Annotated in this window: 19 protein-coding genes and 1 other annotated feature; of the genes, 7 read left to right on the forward strand and 12 right to left on the reverse strand. The window is 34.9% G+C overall.

Features of this window, described 5'->3' with window-relative positions:
* The first annotated feature begins 279 nt into the window (after nucleotides 1-279).
* Together OEV98_RS14810 and OEV98_RS14815 are read left to right on the forward strand one after the other, a co-directional pair.
* A complete protein-coding gene (locus OEV98_RS14810) occupies nucleotides 280-1554 on the forward strand; it encodes a helix-turn-helix domain-containing protein (RefSeq protein WP_263074134.1) in 1275 nt (424 codons plus the stop codon).
* A 15-nt stretch (nucleotides 1555-1569) separates the two neighbouring features.
* Complete coding sequence (locus OEV98_RS14815) at nucleotides 1570-2133, forward strand: hypothetical protein (protein ID WP_263074135.1); 564 nt, start codon at nucleotides 1570-1572, stop codon at nucleotides 2131-2133.
* Between the two features lie 63 nt (nucleotides 2134-2196).
* On the opposite strand, the gene OEV98_RS14820 is transcribed toward OEV98_RS14815, so the two are convergent.
* The 4 genes from OEV98_RS14820 to OEV98_RS14835 all read right to left on the reverse strand — a co-directional run bounded on the left by OEV98_RS14820 (nucleotide 2197) and on the right by OEV98_RS14835 (nucleotide 4319).
* Nucleotides 2197-2619 carry a GNAT family N-acetyltransferase gene (locus OEV98_RS14820; protein WP_263074136.1) on the reverse strand — a complete coding sequence of 141 codons (423 nt, stop codon included), beginning with the start codon at nucleotides 2617-2619 and terminating at the stop codon, nucleotides 2197-2199.
* A gap of 122 nt (nucleotides 2620-2741) precedes the next feature.
* Entirely contained in the window at nucleotides 2742-3167 is a 426-nt protein-coding gene (locus OEV98_RS14825; RefSeq protein ID WP_263074137.1) for a DUF4111 domain-containing protein, read from the reverse strand.
* 39 nt (nucleotides 3168-3206) lie between these two features.
* Nucleotides 3207-3545, reverse strand: a complete 339-nt coding sequence (locus OEV98_RS14830; protein WP_263074138.1) for a nucleotidyltransferase domain-containing protein — start codon at nucleotides 3543-3545, stop codon at nucleotides 3207-3209.
* A 99-nt stretch (nucleotides 3546-3644) separates the two neighbouring features.
* Nucleotides 3645-4319, reverse strand: coding sequence for an AlkZ-related protein (locus OEV98_RS14835; RefSeq protein WP_263074139.1), 675 nt, complete (start codon nucleotides 4317-4319; stop codon nucleotides 3645-3647).
* Nucleotides 4320-4460: 141 nt separating this feature from the next.
* On the opposite strand from OEV98_RS14835, the gene OEV98_RS14840 reads away from it, so the two are divergent.
* Nucleotides 4461-5372: a superoxide dismutase gene (locus tag OEV98_RS14840; protein WP_263074140.1), complete on the forward strand. Its 912-nt coding sequence runs from the start codon at nucleotides 4461-4463 to the stop codon at nucleotides 5370-5372.
* A gap of 327 nt (nucleotides 5373-5699) precedes the next feature.
* Here OEV98_RS14840 and OEV98_RS14845 read toward each other — a convergent pair whose 3' ends face one another.
* The gene (locus OEV98_RS14845; protein WP_263074141.1) at nucleotides 5700-5837 is read right to left on the reverse strand and encodes a hypothetical protein; all 138 of its coding nucleotides are present in this window, start codon (nucleotides 5835-5837) and stop codon (nucleotides 5700-5702) included.
* 305 nt (nucleotides 5838-6142) lie between these two features.
* Here OEV98_RS14845 and OEV98_RS14850 point away from each other — a divergent pair, with 305 nt between their 5' ends.
* Nucleotides 6143-7324, forward strand: coding sequence for a NupC/NupG family nucleoside CNT transporter (locus OEV98_RS14850; protein ID WP_263074142.1), 1182 nt, complete (start codon nucleotides 6143-6145; stop codon nucleotides 7322-7324).
* A 54-nt stretch (nucleotides 7325-7378) separates the two neighbouring features.
* On the opposite strand, the gene OEV98_RS14855 is transcribed toward OEV98_RS14850, so the two are convergent.
* Nucleotides 7379-8113 (reverse strand): polysaccharide deacetylase family protein, encoded by a 735-nt coding sequence (locus OEV98_RS14855; protein ID WP_263074143.1) that lies wholly within the window; start codon nucleotides 8111-8113, stop codon nucleotides 7379-7381.
* 22 nt (nucleotides 8114-8135) lie between these two features.
* Complete coding sequence (locus tag OEV98_RS14860) at nucleotides 8136-8399, reverse strand: DUF1292 domain-containing protein (protein ID WP_263074144.1); 264 nt, start codon at nucleotides 8397-8399, stop codon at nucleotides 8136-8138.
* Nucleotides 8400-8583: 184 nt separating this feature from the next.
* On the opposite strand from OEV98_RS14860, the gene OEV98_RS14865 reads away from it, so the two are divergent.
* Both OEV98_RS14865 and OEV98_RS14870 read left to right on the forward strand, forming a co-directional pair.
* Nucleotides 8584-8889, forward strand: a complete 306-nt coding sequence (locus OEV98_RS14865; protein WP_263074145.1) for a DUF3892 domain-containing protein — start codon at nucleotides 8584-8586, stop codon at nucleotides 8887-8889.
* Nucleotides 8890-8946: 57 nt separating this feature from the next.
* The gene (locus tag OEV98_RS14870; RefSeq protein WP_263074146.1) at nucleotides 8947-9819 is read left to right on the forward strand and encodes a dimethylarginine dimethylaminohydrolase family protein; all 873 of its coding nucleotides are present in this window, start codon (nucleotides 8947-8949) and stop codon (nucleotides 9817-9819) included.
* A gap of 249 nt (nucleotides 9820-10068) precedes the next feature.
* Here the strand turns inward: OEV98_RS14870 and OEV98_RS14875 are convergent, their stop codons facing one another.
* Complete coding sequence (locus OEV98_RS14875; protein WP_263074147.1) at nucleotides 10069-11553, reverse strand: methyl-accepting chemotaxis protein; 1485 nt, start codon at nucleotides 11551-11553, stop codon at nucleotides 10069-10071.
* Nucleotides 11554-11849: 296 nt separating this feature from the next.
* Between OEV98_RS14875 and OEV98_RS14880 the strand changes: the two genes are divergently transcribed.
* Nucleotides 11850-12911, forward strand: a complete 1062-nt coding sequence (locus OEV98_RS14880; protein ID WP_263074148.1) for a ketopantoate reductase family protein — start codon at nucleotides 11850-11852, stop codon at nucleotides 12909-12911.
* A gap of 101 nt (nucleotides 12912-13012) precedes the next feature.
* Here OEV98_RS14880 and OEV98_RS14885 read toward each other — a convergent pair whose 3' ends face one another.
* The 4 genes from OEV98_RS14885 to OEV98_RS14900 form a co-directional block, all read right to left on the reverse strand.
* A complete protein-coding gene (locus OEV98_RS14885) occupies nucleotides 13013-13741 on the reverse strand; it encodes an alpha/beta hydrolase (protein ID WP_263074149.1) in 729 nt (242 codons plus the stop codon).
* Between the two features lie 19 nt (nucleotides 13742-13760).
* The gene (locus OEV98_RS14890) at nucleotides 13761-14354 is read right to left on the reverse strand and encodes a phosphoglycerate mutase family protein (protein WP_263074150.1); all 594 of its coding nucleotides are present in this window, start codon (nucleotides 14352-14354) and stop codon (nucleotides 13761-13763) included.
* Nucleotides 14355-14420: 66 nt separating this feature from the next.
* Complete coding sequence (locus OEV98_RS14895) at nucleotides 14421-15419, reverse strand: tryptophan--tRNA ligase (RefSeq protein ID WP_263074151.1); 999 nt, start codon at nucleotides 15417-15419, stop codon at nucleotides 14421-14423.
* 163 nt (nucleotides 15420-15582) lie between these two features.
* Nucleotides 15583-15830 (reverse strand) — a binding site (T-box leader).
* Between the two features lie 52 nt (nucleotides 15831-15882).
* Nucleotides 15883-16569: a GNAT family N-acetyltransferase gene (locus OEV98_RS14900; RefSeq protein WP_263074152.1), complete on the reverse strand. Its 687-nt coding sequence runs from the start codon at nucleotides 16567-16569 to the stop codon at nucleotides 15883-15885.
* Between the last annotated feature and the right edge of the window lie 11 nt (nucleotides 16570-16580).

Here is a 16580-nt window from a genome sequence, read left to right on the forward strand (position 1 = left end):
TGAAAGAGGTTTTTGTATTTTTTATTTACAGAATTTCGTAAAAAAATATGATATGCTCTTTCATAGCTGGAAATTTATTTTTTTATCGCTGATTTTTTTCCTGAATAGATATTTCTATCACCCTCTCATTAAATAAATCATATTTTTCTCATAGTTTTCAGGAAAATTTTCCTGGATATTTTTTATACGCTAAAAAAAACAGTTATTTTTTAATCATTTGAAAAATCATCCGTAGTAGTGGTAATAAATTCAGAAGACTTTTATAATGATTATGTGGGGGTGAGTACTATCGATAATCAAATAGGTAAAAGAATTAAATATCATAGATTAAAATTAAATATGACCCAGTCCGAATTATCCGATGGTATTATATCTGTTTCCTATTTATCCAAAATAGAAAATGGTACTGCTGAGCCCGATATGGATGTAATCGGATTATTATGTAAGCGACTGAAAATCGATCCTCATGCAAGAGGAAACGATAAAGATTTTGAATTATATAAAATGTGGTTTAACCATCTCTTAGTTGGTGGTAGAGAAGAATCTAGTAAACTATATAGCGAAATTAGCAAAATAAATGCGATTGGCAATACTTCGTTAATGAAGCTAGTGGAATTACATAAATTGCGCTATTTTCTGTTAGTCAATAATAAAAATGAAGCAGATAAACAATATGCGTATTTAAAGAAAATCTCAAAAAATTTCACAGAAATTGAGAATTATTATTGGCTAAAATTCTCCGCCAATTATCATTATTCCTTATTATCGTATAGTAAGGCGCTATATTTATATCAGCAAGCAGAAAAACATCTTAGCAAGGATTTAATTTTTTACTCAGAGGAAGAAAGCGATCTTTATTATCGAATTTCTGTAACTGCGAGTAAAATGCGGCAAACACATGTATCATTATTTTATGTAAATAAAGCTTTAAAATTTTATAAGGACATTTATAATCTGAGAAAATGTGCTGAATGTCATATACTATTAGGCATCTCTTATCTACAAATCAATGAATTGATTAATTCAATGGAAAATTATCGCTTAGCCGCGACAATTGCAGAAAGCATAAAAGACGATGGAATTCTTTCGGTTTGTAACCAAAATATTGGGAATCTATTTTCTAAAATGCATAATCCAAAGCAAGCAATTGAGCATTATCTTAAGAGCTATGAATTACGAGAATCATTTTCTCCAACCCAAAAGATTATCCCAATATCTAGTATTATGAAAGAATACTATGAAATCGGTGATTTGAAAAATGCAGAATTTTGGTTAGAAAAAGGAATTGAATTATCTAAACAATTAAACCCTGTCGATTCTATTTATATTTATGAATTCGAAGTGTATACACATTTAATTAAAGGGTTTGATCATACGTTTGAGGAGTTAATGACTAAACGGGTACTGCCGTTTCTTGATGATAAAAAATTACATCATGAGAAGTTCCAATACTCCCAAATATTAGCGGATTATTATTTTAATGAAAGAAAGTATAAATTAGCTGCAACTTATTACAAAAGTGCAGTTAATGCAATAAATATTTCTAAAGAATAAGGGGAGGATTTTCAGATGAAAAAGGTTACAGTTGGTTTAGCGTTTTTATTAGTAGTATTATTTGCAGCATTAAATAGCACAGTTTATAGTAGTTCATTAAATGGGAAATCTAAATTACTAGCAAATGAGGAAGTTGTTGAACCTACAAGTAAAGGTGACTTAAAAGTTGCTAATGAGGAAGTTGTTGAGCCTACTGGCCATGGTGGCGTTAAAGTTGCTAACGAAGAAGTCGTTGAGCCTACTAGTAAAGGTGGCGTAGTTATTGCCAATGAGGAAGTAGTAGAACCTACCTTTAAATCTGGAGTAGTTGTTGCTAACGAAGAAGTGGTAGAACCTACTTTTAAATCTGGAGTAGTTGTTGCTAACGAAGAAGTGGTAGAACCTACTTTTAAATCTGGAGTAGTTGTTGCTAATGAAGAAGTAGTAGAACCTACCTTTAAATCTGGAGTAGTTGTTGCTAACGAAGAAGTGGTAGAACCTACTTTTAAATCTGGAGTGGTTGTTGCAAATGAAGAAGTCGTTGAGCCAACAAGAAATGAAGAACCTGTTGAACCAACGAATAACACTGTTTTTGCATAATGATAGGTTAATGGAGAGGTACACGGGTGAACGAGGATGATTCTTCGTTCACCTTTTTAATTGCTACAATACTAGTCTTTTTTCAAAAAAATATTGTTGATGTCCCTTCGGATGATTTTCTACTATTCCCACTACTTGATAACCAAATTTTTGATAAAAATTTGCTGCCTGGAAACTAAAAGAATCTAGTAGAATTAGCCGACATTTGTTTTCCTTTGCTGCTGCTTCTATTTTCCGCAGTAATTGGGACCCATAGCCTTGCCCGCGGAGCGATTCCTCCACCCAAAGAAAATCGATGTGCAAATGGTACCAAAAAATTGTTCCTGTTATTCCACCCATAATACTACCATCATCATTCTGAAGTAAGAAGCTAATATTTTTTACTGGGTGTTTCACTTCATCGGGAAGCATTTGTCCATTGTATTCAATAACTTTTTTTCGTATGTACTGACTATTTGCCTCATCCCATTCATTTGTAATTTTCACTTATTCTCCCCCGCTCTTTTAACCGTCTGAAATAAGATTATACCATAGGAATTGGGACCTCTATTATAATAATTATGTTTTTTTAGCCATACGTTTTATTCGCAACTATTATTACCAGCATATCACTTGTTCTTTAATTCATTTTGCACATGAAAAACGATATAGTTTTTTAACTGCTCTAGTTCGTCCTTTTCAAACGAATACATCTTTTTATCTTTCGAATAGCATTCAACCGCTTTTCGAACTGTTTCTTTCTGCTCAATTGGGAACGTAAATATCCCCCACTCCCCCGCTTCTTGCTTCGAAGAAATAATGCCCTCTTTTAAATACCAATAAACCCTTATTACATTTAATGTACAATAAATCGGGTCTTCTTCGATATTTTCTATACAATCCCGAAAATCTCCCATGATGGAGGCTACATAATCATGTACTGGTACGAGAGGAAATATGTTATCAATTGATTCCCCATATAAACAAATACCTCTTTTTTTCGTGATCGTAATATGTGCTGCTAAATCTGGATCTGAATGGATTTCATCATTCAAATAATAATTTGTTCCATTGAACAGATCATTTTCATATCGTTATCGCCAAAATTCACTATAATGGAAATCAAACGGACAAGGATGCTTCCACATGTTTAATTGCTCGCGATGAAGAAAACTAATTTCTATAGGGAAAGGTGAAGCAGAATAAAGTAAAAAAAGCTTTGCTAATTCCCTTTTTATATTCACTGTCAGTGAATTAGTAGTAACTACCAATAGATCAATATCACTCCCGTTCGGATTAAACCCACCCATTGCAAATGACCCGTGAGCATAAATACCAATTACCTCATCTTTTAAAATCTCCAAAATTCTCTTTTGAAGCATGAAAATAAACGCTTTACTATTAAAACGACTAGCTTCCCCTCGATATACCATGAAATTTCCCCTCGTGATTTTTTTGTATAGTCAAATAGATATCTTTTTCAAGAAAAAATAATGCACCCAATATAAATAAATGCATTATTTAGTATTCATCTATAAAGACAATATTTTCTCGATTTTTTTTATCGACTCATTGCTAGCTACCTTTAAAAAATGAGCTTTTAAATAGCTTTTTGCCTCCTCTTCATTTATCTCAGGTGCTTCCACTTTATTTCTTTTTTCCCATGATTCATATGTTTCAAAGGAAGTACTGCTCCAGCCATTCTTTTCCCCTTCTGCATTGGTTTTTACTTGAATACCGGAGATAACGATATCCATTGTCCCTTGGAGCTCCAATAATGCATTGTCAAAACGTTTCTTATTCTCTTTTTCCTTTAATCCAGCTTTTTCCCGCAATGCTCTTGTATCAATACCCGCTTCATTTTTAATAATCTCGTACACCGTAAAGGCATCTTTTGATACGACACCATTGTAGTAACGCTCCTCCATTGACTCTGAATGGCCAAGCACTTTTTTTACATAAGGTAGCAGTCGTCTAGAAATCAGTACAGATTTTTTCTTAAGAAACTTTCCGTAGCCTGCCACTCCATCGGCAGAAAATTTCGTCCGCCACATCCATGGGTCAAATTCAGTATCGGTATACCAATGCTCTGTAGATGTAATGCTGTTTAATGATGGGAAATCTGGAACTAACGGTGCTAATGGTAGTAAGCCAATTTCCTCTATGAAATTAATTGCTTCCTCATATGTTTTAATTTTTTGTTCCATCTAATCGTCACTCCTTCACATATTTTCCTTCCTACCATTTCTATTCTGCTAAGAAAATCTCCTGCAAAAAATGACAATTCGTATCATCCTTTTCATTCTTTAGCATATATTGTCAACGATACTATTGGGGAGGTGCTTACATTGTCAACTTACATCAATTCTTTAAAACAGTGGTGTGAGGAAGTATTCACTATTTACGAAGAAAATAAACCTATGGAACGGGACAATTTGCAGGCAGATAAGAAAGATGAATTACATGAGCAATTTGTACAATTTAAAGAAAGTCTTACAAATGAAGATTCATTGGACGAATTGGAAATTTATAATCGTGCAAATGAATTAGCAGAACAGCTTGAATTAAAACTGAAGGAAAATGGAATCCCTGTACAATTAACAGATAAGATGAGAGCGGATAATCAAAACAATATGGTACCGATTGGAGGACATAAGCTTCCACCATTGCCATATTCCTATAATGCGCTAGAGCCATATATTAGTCAGGAAATCATGAGACTCCATCATGATAAACATCATCAAACATATGTGGACGGCCTAAATAAAGCAGAAAGAGAAATGCAAAAAGCCCGAATAACGAATAATTTTCAATTGATTAAACATTGGGAACGAGAAGCAGCCTTTCATGGTGCAGGACATTATTTGCATACTATCTTTTGGAATATTATGAGTCCGGATGGTGGCGGTAAGCCTTCGGGGAATTTATTAATGGAAATTAATAGATCCTTCGGTAGCTTTGATAAATTTAAAAAACATTTTTCTGAGGCTGCAAACAATGTCGAGGGTGTTGGTTGGGCAATACTTGTATGGTCACCACGTGCTCATCGATTGGAAATTTTACAAGCGGAAAAACATCAAAATTTAAGTCAGTGGGATGTTATTCCATTACTAGTATTGGATGTTTGGGAGCATGCTTACTATCTACAATATAAAAATGAAAGAAAGAAATATGTAGATAACTGGTGGAAGGTTGTAAACTGGCCAGAGGTTGAAAAACGATTCGATACGGCACAAAGAGTGACTTGGCAACCGTTTTAAATAGGGAAGGTGTTGTTGGGGGTGAATTATTCACCCTATTATTTTTTGTGTTTTTGACTAGATGACATTACTAATTACAGTAAAATACCTATTTCACGAATTGGAAATAAAATACAGCTTGTAATTATCTGCCTTGAATGTTATATTAATAAAGCGATGAGCTAATTTGCATAAGTCAAGGAACATGCTTTCATGCAAAACGTACGAATGTGGTCGTACGGTTCTTTGCCGCAAACGCATCAAAGACGTCAGTTTAAAACTGGCGTCTTTTCCTTTTGTTTACGTGTTTGTTATTCCAAAGTATAAGGAATTTGGATGACTTGTTTACTATTTTTCTTTATTTTTTCTTACATCGTCATTTGGAGAATTTCCAGTTCCATTTTTGCTTTTACTATTTGGTGTTCCATAAATTTGATTATCCTTTGTTACTTTATTTCCTTCCAAAAAGTTGTCCTTTGTTTTCATCAAATTCACCTCCTAGCTAAAATCCTGCTATATAGTAGGTTGTCCCGCAACTTGTCTTCGTATGTACATAAATCAAATGAGAAGTAGTTGTGATTTTTATCCAGTTCTAATTACTTTTTTCACTCCACCGTTTTCTCCTTTCCACCTCTACTGCAAATTATTATTATTTTCTCAAGAAATCGAACCGATTAAATATTGTTTAAGTGCTGTGAACAGTGAATCTTATCATATTTTTTACATTTGACTTCATTCGTATCACTAGATTATTATTTTCTTTGTGTGAAAAAAATGGTAAGGAGATTTCAATGGAAATTATAATTAGTTTACTAGGATTTATTTTAACAATTGGTGTTGCCTTTCTTTTGTCGAATGATCGAAAAAACATCAATTATAAAGCAATTATTGTACTAATTGTGATGCAAGTGATTGTAACACTTCTAATGTTTAAAACAACATTCGGACAAAAAACGGTGGAAGTCGTTTCCGATGGTGTGACAAAAACGTTAAATTACGGCTATGAAGGTATTGACTTTGTTGTAGGTGGACTTGTTCCTGAAGGTGCTTCGATCTTTTTCGTGAATGTATTAATGGTTATTATTTTCACCTCTACCCTACTATCCATCTTAACGTATATTCGCGTATTACCTATTTTAATTAAGTATATTGGTGGTGCAGTTGCCAAGATTACTGGTTTGTCTAAAGTCGTAACATTTAATAGTATTAATTCGATCTTTTTCGGGCAAAGTGAATCGATTTTAGCGATTAAGTCCCATTTAGATAAAATGAATGATAATAAATTATTTATCGTTTCTACAAGTGCTATGGCTTCTGTATCTGCTTCAATTATGGGATCTTACATGACGATGATTCCATCGAAGTATGTGTTAGTTTCTATGTTGCTTAATGCATTATCTAGCTTAATTGTTGCGACAATGATGGCACCGATTAAAAAAGAGGATGATGAAGTTATTAACATAAAGGAAGTATCCCAATCAAACTCCATCTTCGGAGCGATGAGTGTTGGTGCTCTTGATGGTGGGAAAGTTGCCTTAATTGTTGCCGCACAGCTTGTTGCATTCGTTGGATTGATTGCACTAATAAATGGTATCTTTACTGGTATTTTTGGCATTTCCTTTACTGAAATTTTAGGTTATCTGTTTGCACCAATTGCCTTCCTAATGGGTGTTCCTGCAAGCGAAATTGTTACGGCTGGTTCCATAATGGGCACAAAGCTTGCAACAAACGAATTTGTGGCAATGCTACAATTCCAACCATTGATTCCAGAGCTATCTGCTAAAACAGTTGCGATTGTTTCCGCATTCTTAGTATCCTTTGCAAACTTCTCTTCCATTGGAATCATCAGTGGTTCCATTCAAGCGATTAATGGAGAAAAAGCAAATGTAGTGGCAAAATTCGGCTTAAAAATGCTTTTAGCTGCGACACTTGCCTCGATATTAACAGGGACAATCGTTGGTTTATTTTCATAAAATAGATTTACGAAAAAGATGCTGCGAAATCTGCAGCATCCTTTTTTTACGACATTACCCACCTTCCACTATCCTTGCAAATTCATGTATCGAAATGGAATCATCAATCGAGATTCTTGGTAATAAATAGTTTTCTTCTGGATTCAATGGTAAGGAAACTGTTTTTTGTAATGTTGTCAGTCCAAATAAATAATATTTTTTCGTTTCGGCAATGACATGGTCATTATATAATCCATAAGGATAGGCAAGTGCTGTAACAGGCTTTCCGGTTATTTGTTGGATTTTCTTTTTAGATTCATGCAGCTCATATTCATAGTTAGTAATTTTCGGTAACTCTGGATGGGTTGCAGTATGCGACTGAATAGAGATGATGCCTGATTCCACCATTCTTTTTATATCTGTTACCGATAGCCGATTGGCTCGCCCAATAAAGTCGGAGATTACAAAGATTGTGCCCGTTGGTCGGAAGCTTTCCGTTGTCAGTTTGCGGAAAATCAAGAACGCTTGCAGATTATCTTTATAGCCATCATCAAACGTAATCAATATTGGTTTCTTAACGGTATCTAGGTCATGTATGTGATCAAAATTCACCAATGTAAAACCATGATCCCGTAAATACTCCATTTGCTTTTCAAAATTAGAAGGTGTTACATATAAATCCTCGGTACCAATACCATTATATTTATGGACATGGTGGTAAAGTAAAATCGGTATTTTTTCCTTTGCGGAAATTTCAGATGGATGTACAAATAAAATGCCAACTAGAGCGAATATAATAATCGGTTTCAATAGTTCCTCACATGGAAATTTATTATTCCTGTAAAAGTTCATCAAATGCAGCAGACACTTTATCAAACTCCTCATCTGATTCAATTGCATCAAAGTCACCATCTTCATCTATCTTTAAAAAGAATATATCAATATCCTCAGTTGTTTGCTTCTGCAAATCTTCCACAAAGCTAACGGCAACATAGTCAGAATCATCCAAACTGATTTCCGCTATTACTTCCACTTCCTGTTGTTCATCACTATCATCACTTATTGTAAAAATCTCTCCTATTTCATAGCTTTTCATTGCTATTCCTCCCTTTCCTAATCCATTTAATCATTAGTATATTTCCATATTTAAGATGAATCATGCAAAAGAATATATTCTTGATTCCCTTTTGTATAGGAACCTTCCTACGGGAAAAGTATGGAACTTATCGCTTTGACACAAAATAAACTGTTGAAAATAATGATAGGCTAGGAGGAAAATAATGGAACAAAAAAATTACGAAAAAATTTATGAAGAATATCGAAATCAAAGTGAAGAACAAGGTGAGTCCAAAACAAACACTTTTGGCAAAGAAGAAATCGTAGCTGTCCGAAAAAATGATGATGGTGATATCATTGCTGTTAAAACCAACAGCGGTCGTGAGCTCGACTATGTATCGGCATTGGATGAGGCAAAGGCAGGAAATCTTGCACATGTCGATGTGTTTCATAAGTATGGACGTGATATCCTTCGAAGTGAACCGGATGGAAGGAAAGATAATAATTTAGATGAATTGCCTTTATTTTAAAAACACTTCCATTTTTCTAGCAAACAAAGACACTAACCTTTTACAGGAGTTGAAATAATGGAGCAGCAGTCCTATCATATCAGTTGCTATAGCGAATATGACGTACTGAAAAAAGTAATCGTTTGTCAGCCGCAATATATGACGATTCGCTCAATGATCAACGAAACACAGAAGCATTACCAGGCAGAAGGTATTCATATCGAAAAAGCGCTAAAACAACATGATGCATTCGTTCAAACATTACGAAACCATAATATTGAAGTAATTTTATTACCGTATCACAAAAAATATCCGGAGCAGGTGTTTACACGAGATATTGGCTTTACGCTTGGGGAAACGGTCTTTGTTGCCCAGATGGCAAACAAGGTTCGAATTGGTGAAGAAAATGTGTTGAAGCAATGGTTAGAGGACGAAGAAATTTCTTATTATAATATTATTGGCCATCAAATCGAAGGTGGAGATGTCATTATTGATGGTGACCATATTTTTATTGGCTTAAGCAATCGGACAAACCAAGAGGCAATCGAACATTTGAGTAAACTGTTAGATAAACAATTTACCATTATTCCGATAGATTTTCATGAAAAGTTCTTACACCTTGATTGTGTGTTCAATATTATTTCATCAGAATTCGCCTTATACTATCCAGAGGCATTGGACAATTCCGATATTAAGGAGCTACAAGCCCGGTATGAACTGATTCCTGTCTCAAAAGAAGAACAGTTTACGTTAGGAACAAATGTGCTATCAATTGGTAATAAAAAAGTTATTAGTCTCCCTGTAAATAAAAAGGTTAATCAACAATTACGGGATCGCGGCTTTGAGGTTATCGAGGTTGACATTACAGAAATTATTAAATCTGGCGGTTCCTTCCGCTGCTGTACATTACCGATTGAAAGAAAAGCTGGAGCAAATTTCTCTAGCGAATGATGAGAAAGAGGCTGGGACAAAAGTATTTTTATGTAAGAGAATCCGAACAAAGTTAAGTAGGTAAATTCGCTCCGGAAATATATTCGCTTTCCGCGGGCATGGCCATGACCTCCTCCGCTACGCTTCGTGCGGGGTCTTCGGCTCATGCTTTTCCCGCAGGAGTCTATGTATATTTCCACCCCTATCCGAATTTTTGTTCGTCTTACATTTAAACATTAATTGTTATGTCCCAGCCCCTTATCGTATATCCTAATTTCGATGAACTAAATGCTTTAATTCATCTGTCAATTCATTAATTTCGGTAACTGCTGTTCGTATTGTATTAATTAAATCTTGTTCATTTTCGATCGTTGATGCAATTTCCTCGATGGATGCAGTACTTTCCTCCGAAATATTGGCGACTGTTTCGATTTGTGATTGGATATCTTTGAAGTTAGCAGTTGCCGAGCTTATCTCCTGCATTCCTTTTGAAAGTTCAACATTTGATGCTTCAAACGATTCTTTAATTTCACGGAAGAACCGCGAAACCTCTTGCAGAAGGTTTTGCCCTTCAAAAGCTGCTTGTTCCCCTTCAACAGACTTTTCCTGTGCCTCTTTTGACTTTTCAAATAGTGTCGTCGTTTCCTCCACTATAGAAACGGTAAGCTTCGCACTTTGTTCTGCTAGCTTCCGAACTTCATCTGCCACTACAGCAAATCCTCTACCATGCTCCCCTGCACGTGCAGATTCGATCGCCGCGTTTAAGGCAAGTAAATTCGTTTGATTGGCAATATCTTTAATTCCTTCTAGAAGACGATTTACCTTTTCCATACTAGACTGCAGCTCTGTTACTGTAACTGCTGTTGTACCTATTGCAGAATTTACTGTGTGGAAATGGTCGGTTACTTGATTTATCTTATTCCAACCATCATTTACTTTATCATTCATTTCCTCGGATTTTTCGACAATACCTTGCGAAATATCTATTGTAGTGTTCGCTCTTTCCATGGAATGTCCCATCGTTTCACTAACATAGATCATACTGTTTGTTTGTTCTTGAATACCAGCAGACATTTGTGAAACTGCATCCATTATATATTGTCTAGAATGATAAAATGTAGAAATATTTTTATTGAAGTTGGTAATATTCGTATCAAGGGTAACCGTACCCTTTTCAATCGAATCTAATGTTTCTTGCAGCTTTACTAATAAATTTTTTGATTCGATTTCTTTTTCATATGAATCACGAATCAAATCTCTTCCCCATTTTGTTAGAAAATATAGGGCTGCAAGAACACAATCTACGACGATAACAACTGTAATAAATCCTTTGAAACTATTATCAATGCCTAGTAGTTCTCCTGGATTCAAAATATAGGTAGTGATTAATGCTACATTAAGAATAACTGCAAAAATTAAGATCAATTCTTTTTTAAAATACAAAGCAATCATTGCAATCGTTAAGAACAGAAGATAATGCTTATTTAAGGCATATCCATCCAAATAAAATAGTGCCATAACGACGACATTTGGCAAAATCGCGAAAATAAACCCCTTCCCATAGGTAGGAATTGGCAAGAAATAGTTAACAATTGAAAGGACAATTACTAATAATCCTGCAATGACATCGCTTAATGCATCCATCAGCCCTCTTTCCATAATGATCGGAATAATAATAAGGAACACTACGGCAATTAATAATGCCAAATTTACTTTATGTACTCGTTTTGTATTGTATGTATCTTGGTAATTCATCACAAGCTCCTTCTAATTTTAGTAATTAATTTCTTTTCATCCTACCGTAAAATATAGGAGAATAACATTAGAATTATATCATAATAGCTTTTTTTCTCCTACATCTTTTAAAAAGCTTATAGAAATAAAGTACATCCAATTTTATAATACGAGTTAACTCATTGTTTTATACTACTAATAAGTTTTTCACTATTATTATGGTTCTTATTTTGGTATAATTTATAAGTTCTTGATTTACATGAATCAAGAAGGTTTTCTATACTAATATATTTTTTATTTATTAAGGAGCGATTTTCATGAAAATTGGTGTAATGGGTGCAGGATCACTTGGTACCATTATCGGTGCGTATCTTTCAAAAGGAAATGATACTGTTGAATTAATCGATGTGAATACAGAACATGTGAATGCATTAAATACAGCTGGAGCTACAATTACTGGAACGATTGAGGAAAATATTCCTGTATCTGCAATCATGCCAGATCAAATGACAGGAGCTTATGATTTAGTACTTCTTTTAACAAAACAAGTATATAATCATGAAGTTTTAACAAACGTAAAACAATATTTACATAATGATAGTATCATTTTATCTTTACAAAACGGTGTACCGGAGGAATCACTTGTTGCTATATTAGGTGCAGATCGAGTAATTGGTGGTTCTGTTGAATTCGGAGCAACTTGGATTAAACCAGGGGTATCAGAACTAACAACCGCTTTTGATGCATTTAAAGGTAATGCTTTCCAAATTGGTGAATTAAATGGTGAGGTTACGGAAAGAGTACAAAAAATCAAATCAGTATTAGACCTTGTTGGTGGTACAATTATTTCCGAAAATCTCGTCGGCACAAAATGGTCCAAGCTTCTGATTAACGTGGCAATGAGTGGTATGTCTGCAGCGTTAGGCTGTACATATGGAGATATTTTAAATAATAATGCAGCTGTTACAAGTAGTGTAATGCTTGTAAATGAAACATTAAAAGTCGGAAATGCAAGTGGCATTCGTTTCACTGAATTAGCAGGCTTAAATTTAGAACAAATTTTCACATTAAAAGAAGATAATAGCAATCTAGCAACTGTAATTGGATTAACAAGAAAAGCACTCGCACCACAAGCATTACTAAAAGCAAGTATGCTTCAAGACCTTGAAAAACAACGGAAGACAGAAATTGATTACATTAATGGTGTCGTTTCTACAAAAGGAAAATCCGTTGCTGTGAATACACCTTTCAACGATTTAGTGGTACGTCTAGTGAAACAAGCAGAAGAAGAAAAATCCATACCTACATTCGAGCAAAATATTGGCTTCTTTGAAGAATTAGTAAATACATTACAAATTGCAGAAGCTACTGCAAAATAAAGAGAATTAGTTACTAGTACTAGTTCCTTTATTTTAAGTAAAATTTTTTCTATACCTACCAAAACATGAAAATTTGGTAGGTATTTTTTTCTCAATAATTCTTATAAACACTCCAACCAATGAAGTACATCTGCGAACATTTCATCGGTAAATTGATGGTTTACGTTTGGATATACGCGAAAATCAATATTTGTTTTTCCTTCGATTTCGGTAAGATAACGATAATAGTCTTGATTTCCTTCGATTGGTATTATGCGATCGGAATCTCCGTGAAGAATAAATATAGATCCGGTAGCCACTTGTTTACCAATGGGATCATATTTTTTCAACATTATTTCCTCTTCTAATGATAATTCGGGTCTACCATCCTGTTTTCGAAATAACTTTTCTGTTAATAAAAAGGATCCCGAGCCATTAATAGTTGCCAATCCTTTCAGCTTGTTTTTTTTACTAAATACTCCATTTGCTATAAAGCCACCCATAGAATTGCCGATAAGGACGATTTGCTCCTCCGCTACACTCTCTGACTCTATTATCAGATCTAATTCTTCTATACTAGTAAAAATAGTTTCCCAAAAATATTTTTGTTGGGCACTACTAGTAAAAGGATTCTCTATCGGGTTCCTCGTATTATGATGAATTAATTCCGGTATAAGGACGGTATATCCTTTTGTAGCTATCTCTAAAGCGGCTTCATCATAATTTGCTACGTTCCCTCCCCAGCCATGATAAAGAATGACCGTCGTTTGTTTTGAAGATTGTATCATCGGTTCCAACACATGATAGACTATTGGTCCGGTCTTTTTGTATTCCCTTGTTGTATTTACCATGGAATACCCCCTTTTCCTTTTATTCAGTAGCATTTTCTAACGAAATTGATATCACCTGCGTTTCTTTCGGAAAATCCTCCCTTGTAAGCAGCTCGCCAGATATCATTTGCCGATATGCTGTAATCGTACCATCATGGGAGACAATATAAATTTGTTTACGTGTGATATTTTGACAATAGGTAAGAAATGTCCTTGCTTTTCTTTTGAATGATTCCTCTGATATTGTATTGATCCCATCACGCCAGATCGTGTCACCAGGAAATGTCTCGTCCATTTCTATTATCGGGAAATCGTGTTTAATTTGTTTTATCGTTAGTAAACGATCACAAGGTAACGTGCGCGCATTCGGACGGTACGGAAAAATACGTGGCGCAACGAGCGGGCTGACGATACGACGGCAGTTATAATTTTCACTCCAAATACAGGCAGTTTCCAATGTTCTTCTCGTCGGACTGATAATCATAATATCTTCCGCGTGTAATGGTAGTTGTTCTTGTAATATTTTTGCTTGTTGTTTTCCAGAAGGAGTCAATGACGGATCTGGAAGATGAAGACTTTCTGGTATGTTTCCAGTATGCTCTCCTTCGCCATGCCGAATAAATACTAGCTCCATTGGTATCCTCGATTCTTTATTTTATCTATGGAACAATTTTTTTGAATTACCTTCATTCATTGTTTGTTACACATAGAATCCTATTTTTCTTTTTATTTCTTTTAAAAAAGGAACACTATATTCACGTGCTTGCTCCGCACCTTTTCGTAAAATAGCATCAATTTTTTCTGGTGATGCCATCAGTTCACTATATCTTTCACGAGGTTCCTGTAGGTATCGATCCATTACCATGAATAATTGTTTTTTCACTTCACCCCAGCCAATTCCCTCTTTATACTGTCTGCGCATAGCATCCACCTCTTCTGGTGAAGCAAATTCTTTATATAATGTAAATAATATCGAGGTTTTTGGATTTTTTTCAGCTTCTGGTGGTAAGGAATCCGTTTTTATTTTATTGATTAATTTTTGTAATGTTGCCGGATTCGTAAACAATGGAATCGTATTATGGTAGCTCTTACTCATTTTTCTACCATCTAAACCAGGCAATACAGCCGTTTCCTCTTGTACTTGATACGCTGGTAATGGGAATGTCTCGCCATAGGTTTTATTAAAATTTGCTGCAATATCGCGTGCAATTTCCACATGTTGAATTTGGTCCTTTCCAACCGGTACAATTTTCGATTGGAACATTAAAATATCCGCTGTCATTAAAATCGGATACGTAAATAATCCCATGTTCACACCAAAATCGGGATCATTACCAATTTCATTATTCGATTCTACGATTGCTTTATAGGCATGTGCTCGATTCATTAAGCCTTTCGAGGTGAAATTTGCTAGAATCCAATTTAATTCAAAAATTTCCGGGATATCTGACTGACGATAGAAAATAGTCTTATTAGGATCAAGTCCTAAAGCTAACCATGTAGCTGCAATCCCATAGGATAACTGTCTAAATTCCTTTGCATCATGAATTTTTGTTAAACCATGCGCATCTGCAACGAAATATACGGGCTTTACATTGGGTTGCTTTGCTAACGCAAGTGCTGGCTTTATTGCACCGATATAATTTCCTAAATGAATCTGTCCTGTTGGTTTAATACCCGTTAATATTACATTATCCATTATTTTTCCTCCTCGTATATATAAGTAAATGGTGTTGCTGATTTGTAAAAAGCCCGCAGACTGAATACACTCTGCTTAGCGCTTCATTTAATATATCTACCTCTTAAAATTACATCTATCCTTCCTTCAGAAAACAACCCAATAAAAAAAGGCTACTCATCCAAAAAAGGACGAGTAACCCGTGGTGCCACCTTCATTCGCTTACATATGTAAACGCGCTTTATCCGTACATAAACAGTAAATGTTTAAATACTTCGTCTTTTTTATCGGTAAGACATTCCGCCAAATCTACTCTTCCTTTCAATTTGGAAGCTCCGAAGCCCATTCAACAATCCTCCCGTACTGATTCCCACCAACCATCAGCTCTCTAAAACGTTCCTACTGCCTACTCTTCTTCATCATTGCTTATTATATTAATAAAATTTAAATATATTTTAAAACAATAACAATTTCCGGTCAAGTTCTATTTTTCTATTTGAATATCTACTCCATACTGAACTAAGCCAAGCTTTCTTGCGACTGCTTGTGAGGCAAGATTATCTGCAGATGTACTGTAAAGTGCGATTCGACCTTGTTTTTGCACTGTATTTGCCCAGGCATTTACAACCTCTAAGCTGTATCCCCTGCCTCGGTAATCTTCCTGTGTATAAACACTTGCTTCACAGGCAATCTCCGTTTGCCGAGCAGTACAACAAATCGAAACAGGCTCGTTATTTTCCAGCATGACAAAACACGGCTGTTTCCAAGGAAAATCTTCATAAGTATATTGGTAGTAGGGCTTGATTAATTCTTTATTTTCATTAGTGATTTGAATTGCTTTTGAAAATGGGTAATTTCTATTTTCAGGAAAGATGTATGCCGGACCATATTGGACATGCTGAGCACCTAAATAATTTTGTAAAATTTGAAGATGATCGGTAAATTCGGGAAGAGGCTGCGCTGCGAAAATCTGCTCCAGCTGGCGAATTTTATCGTTACTTAGTACATTCGAATACCTTACAATATTCCCTTGTGATGTATGCCCGATAAACAGAAGTGGCGCATCGTCATAAGGAGGTTCATTAATGACTGTTATACGATTTTCCTCATTATGCTTATATAAAACGTGGACATGGTGTCGCATTGTTTCTACGTTAGATAGAATAATCAAAACCTCCTTCT

Origin of the sequence: Perspicuibacillus lycopersici, assembly GCF_025660475.1 — a bacterium.
Classification (GTDB): domain Bacteria; phylum Bacillota; class Bacilli; order Bacillales; family Caldibacillaceae; genus Perspicuibacillus; species Perspicuibacillus lycopersici.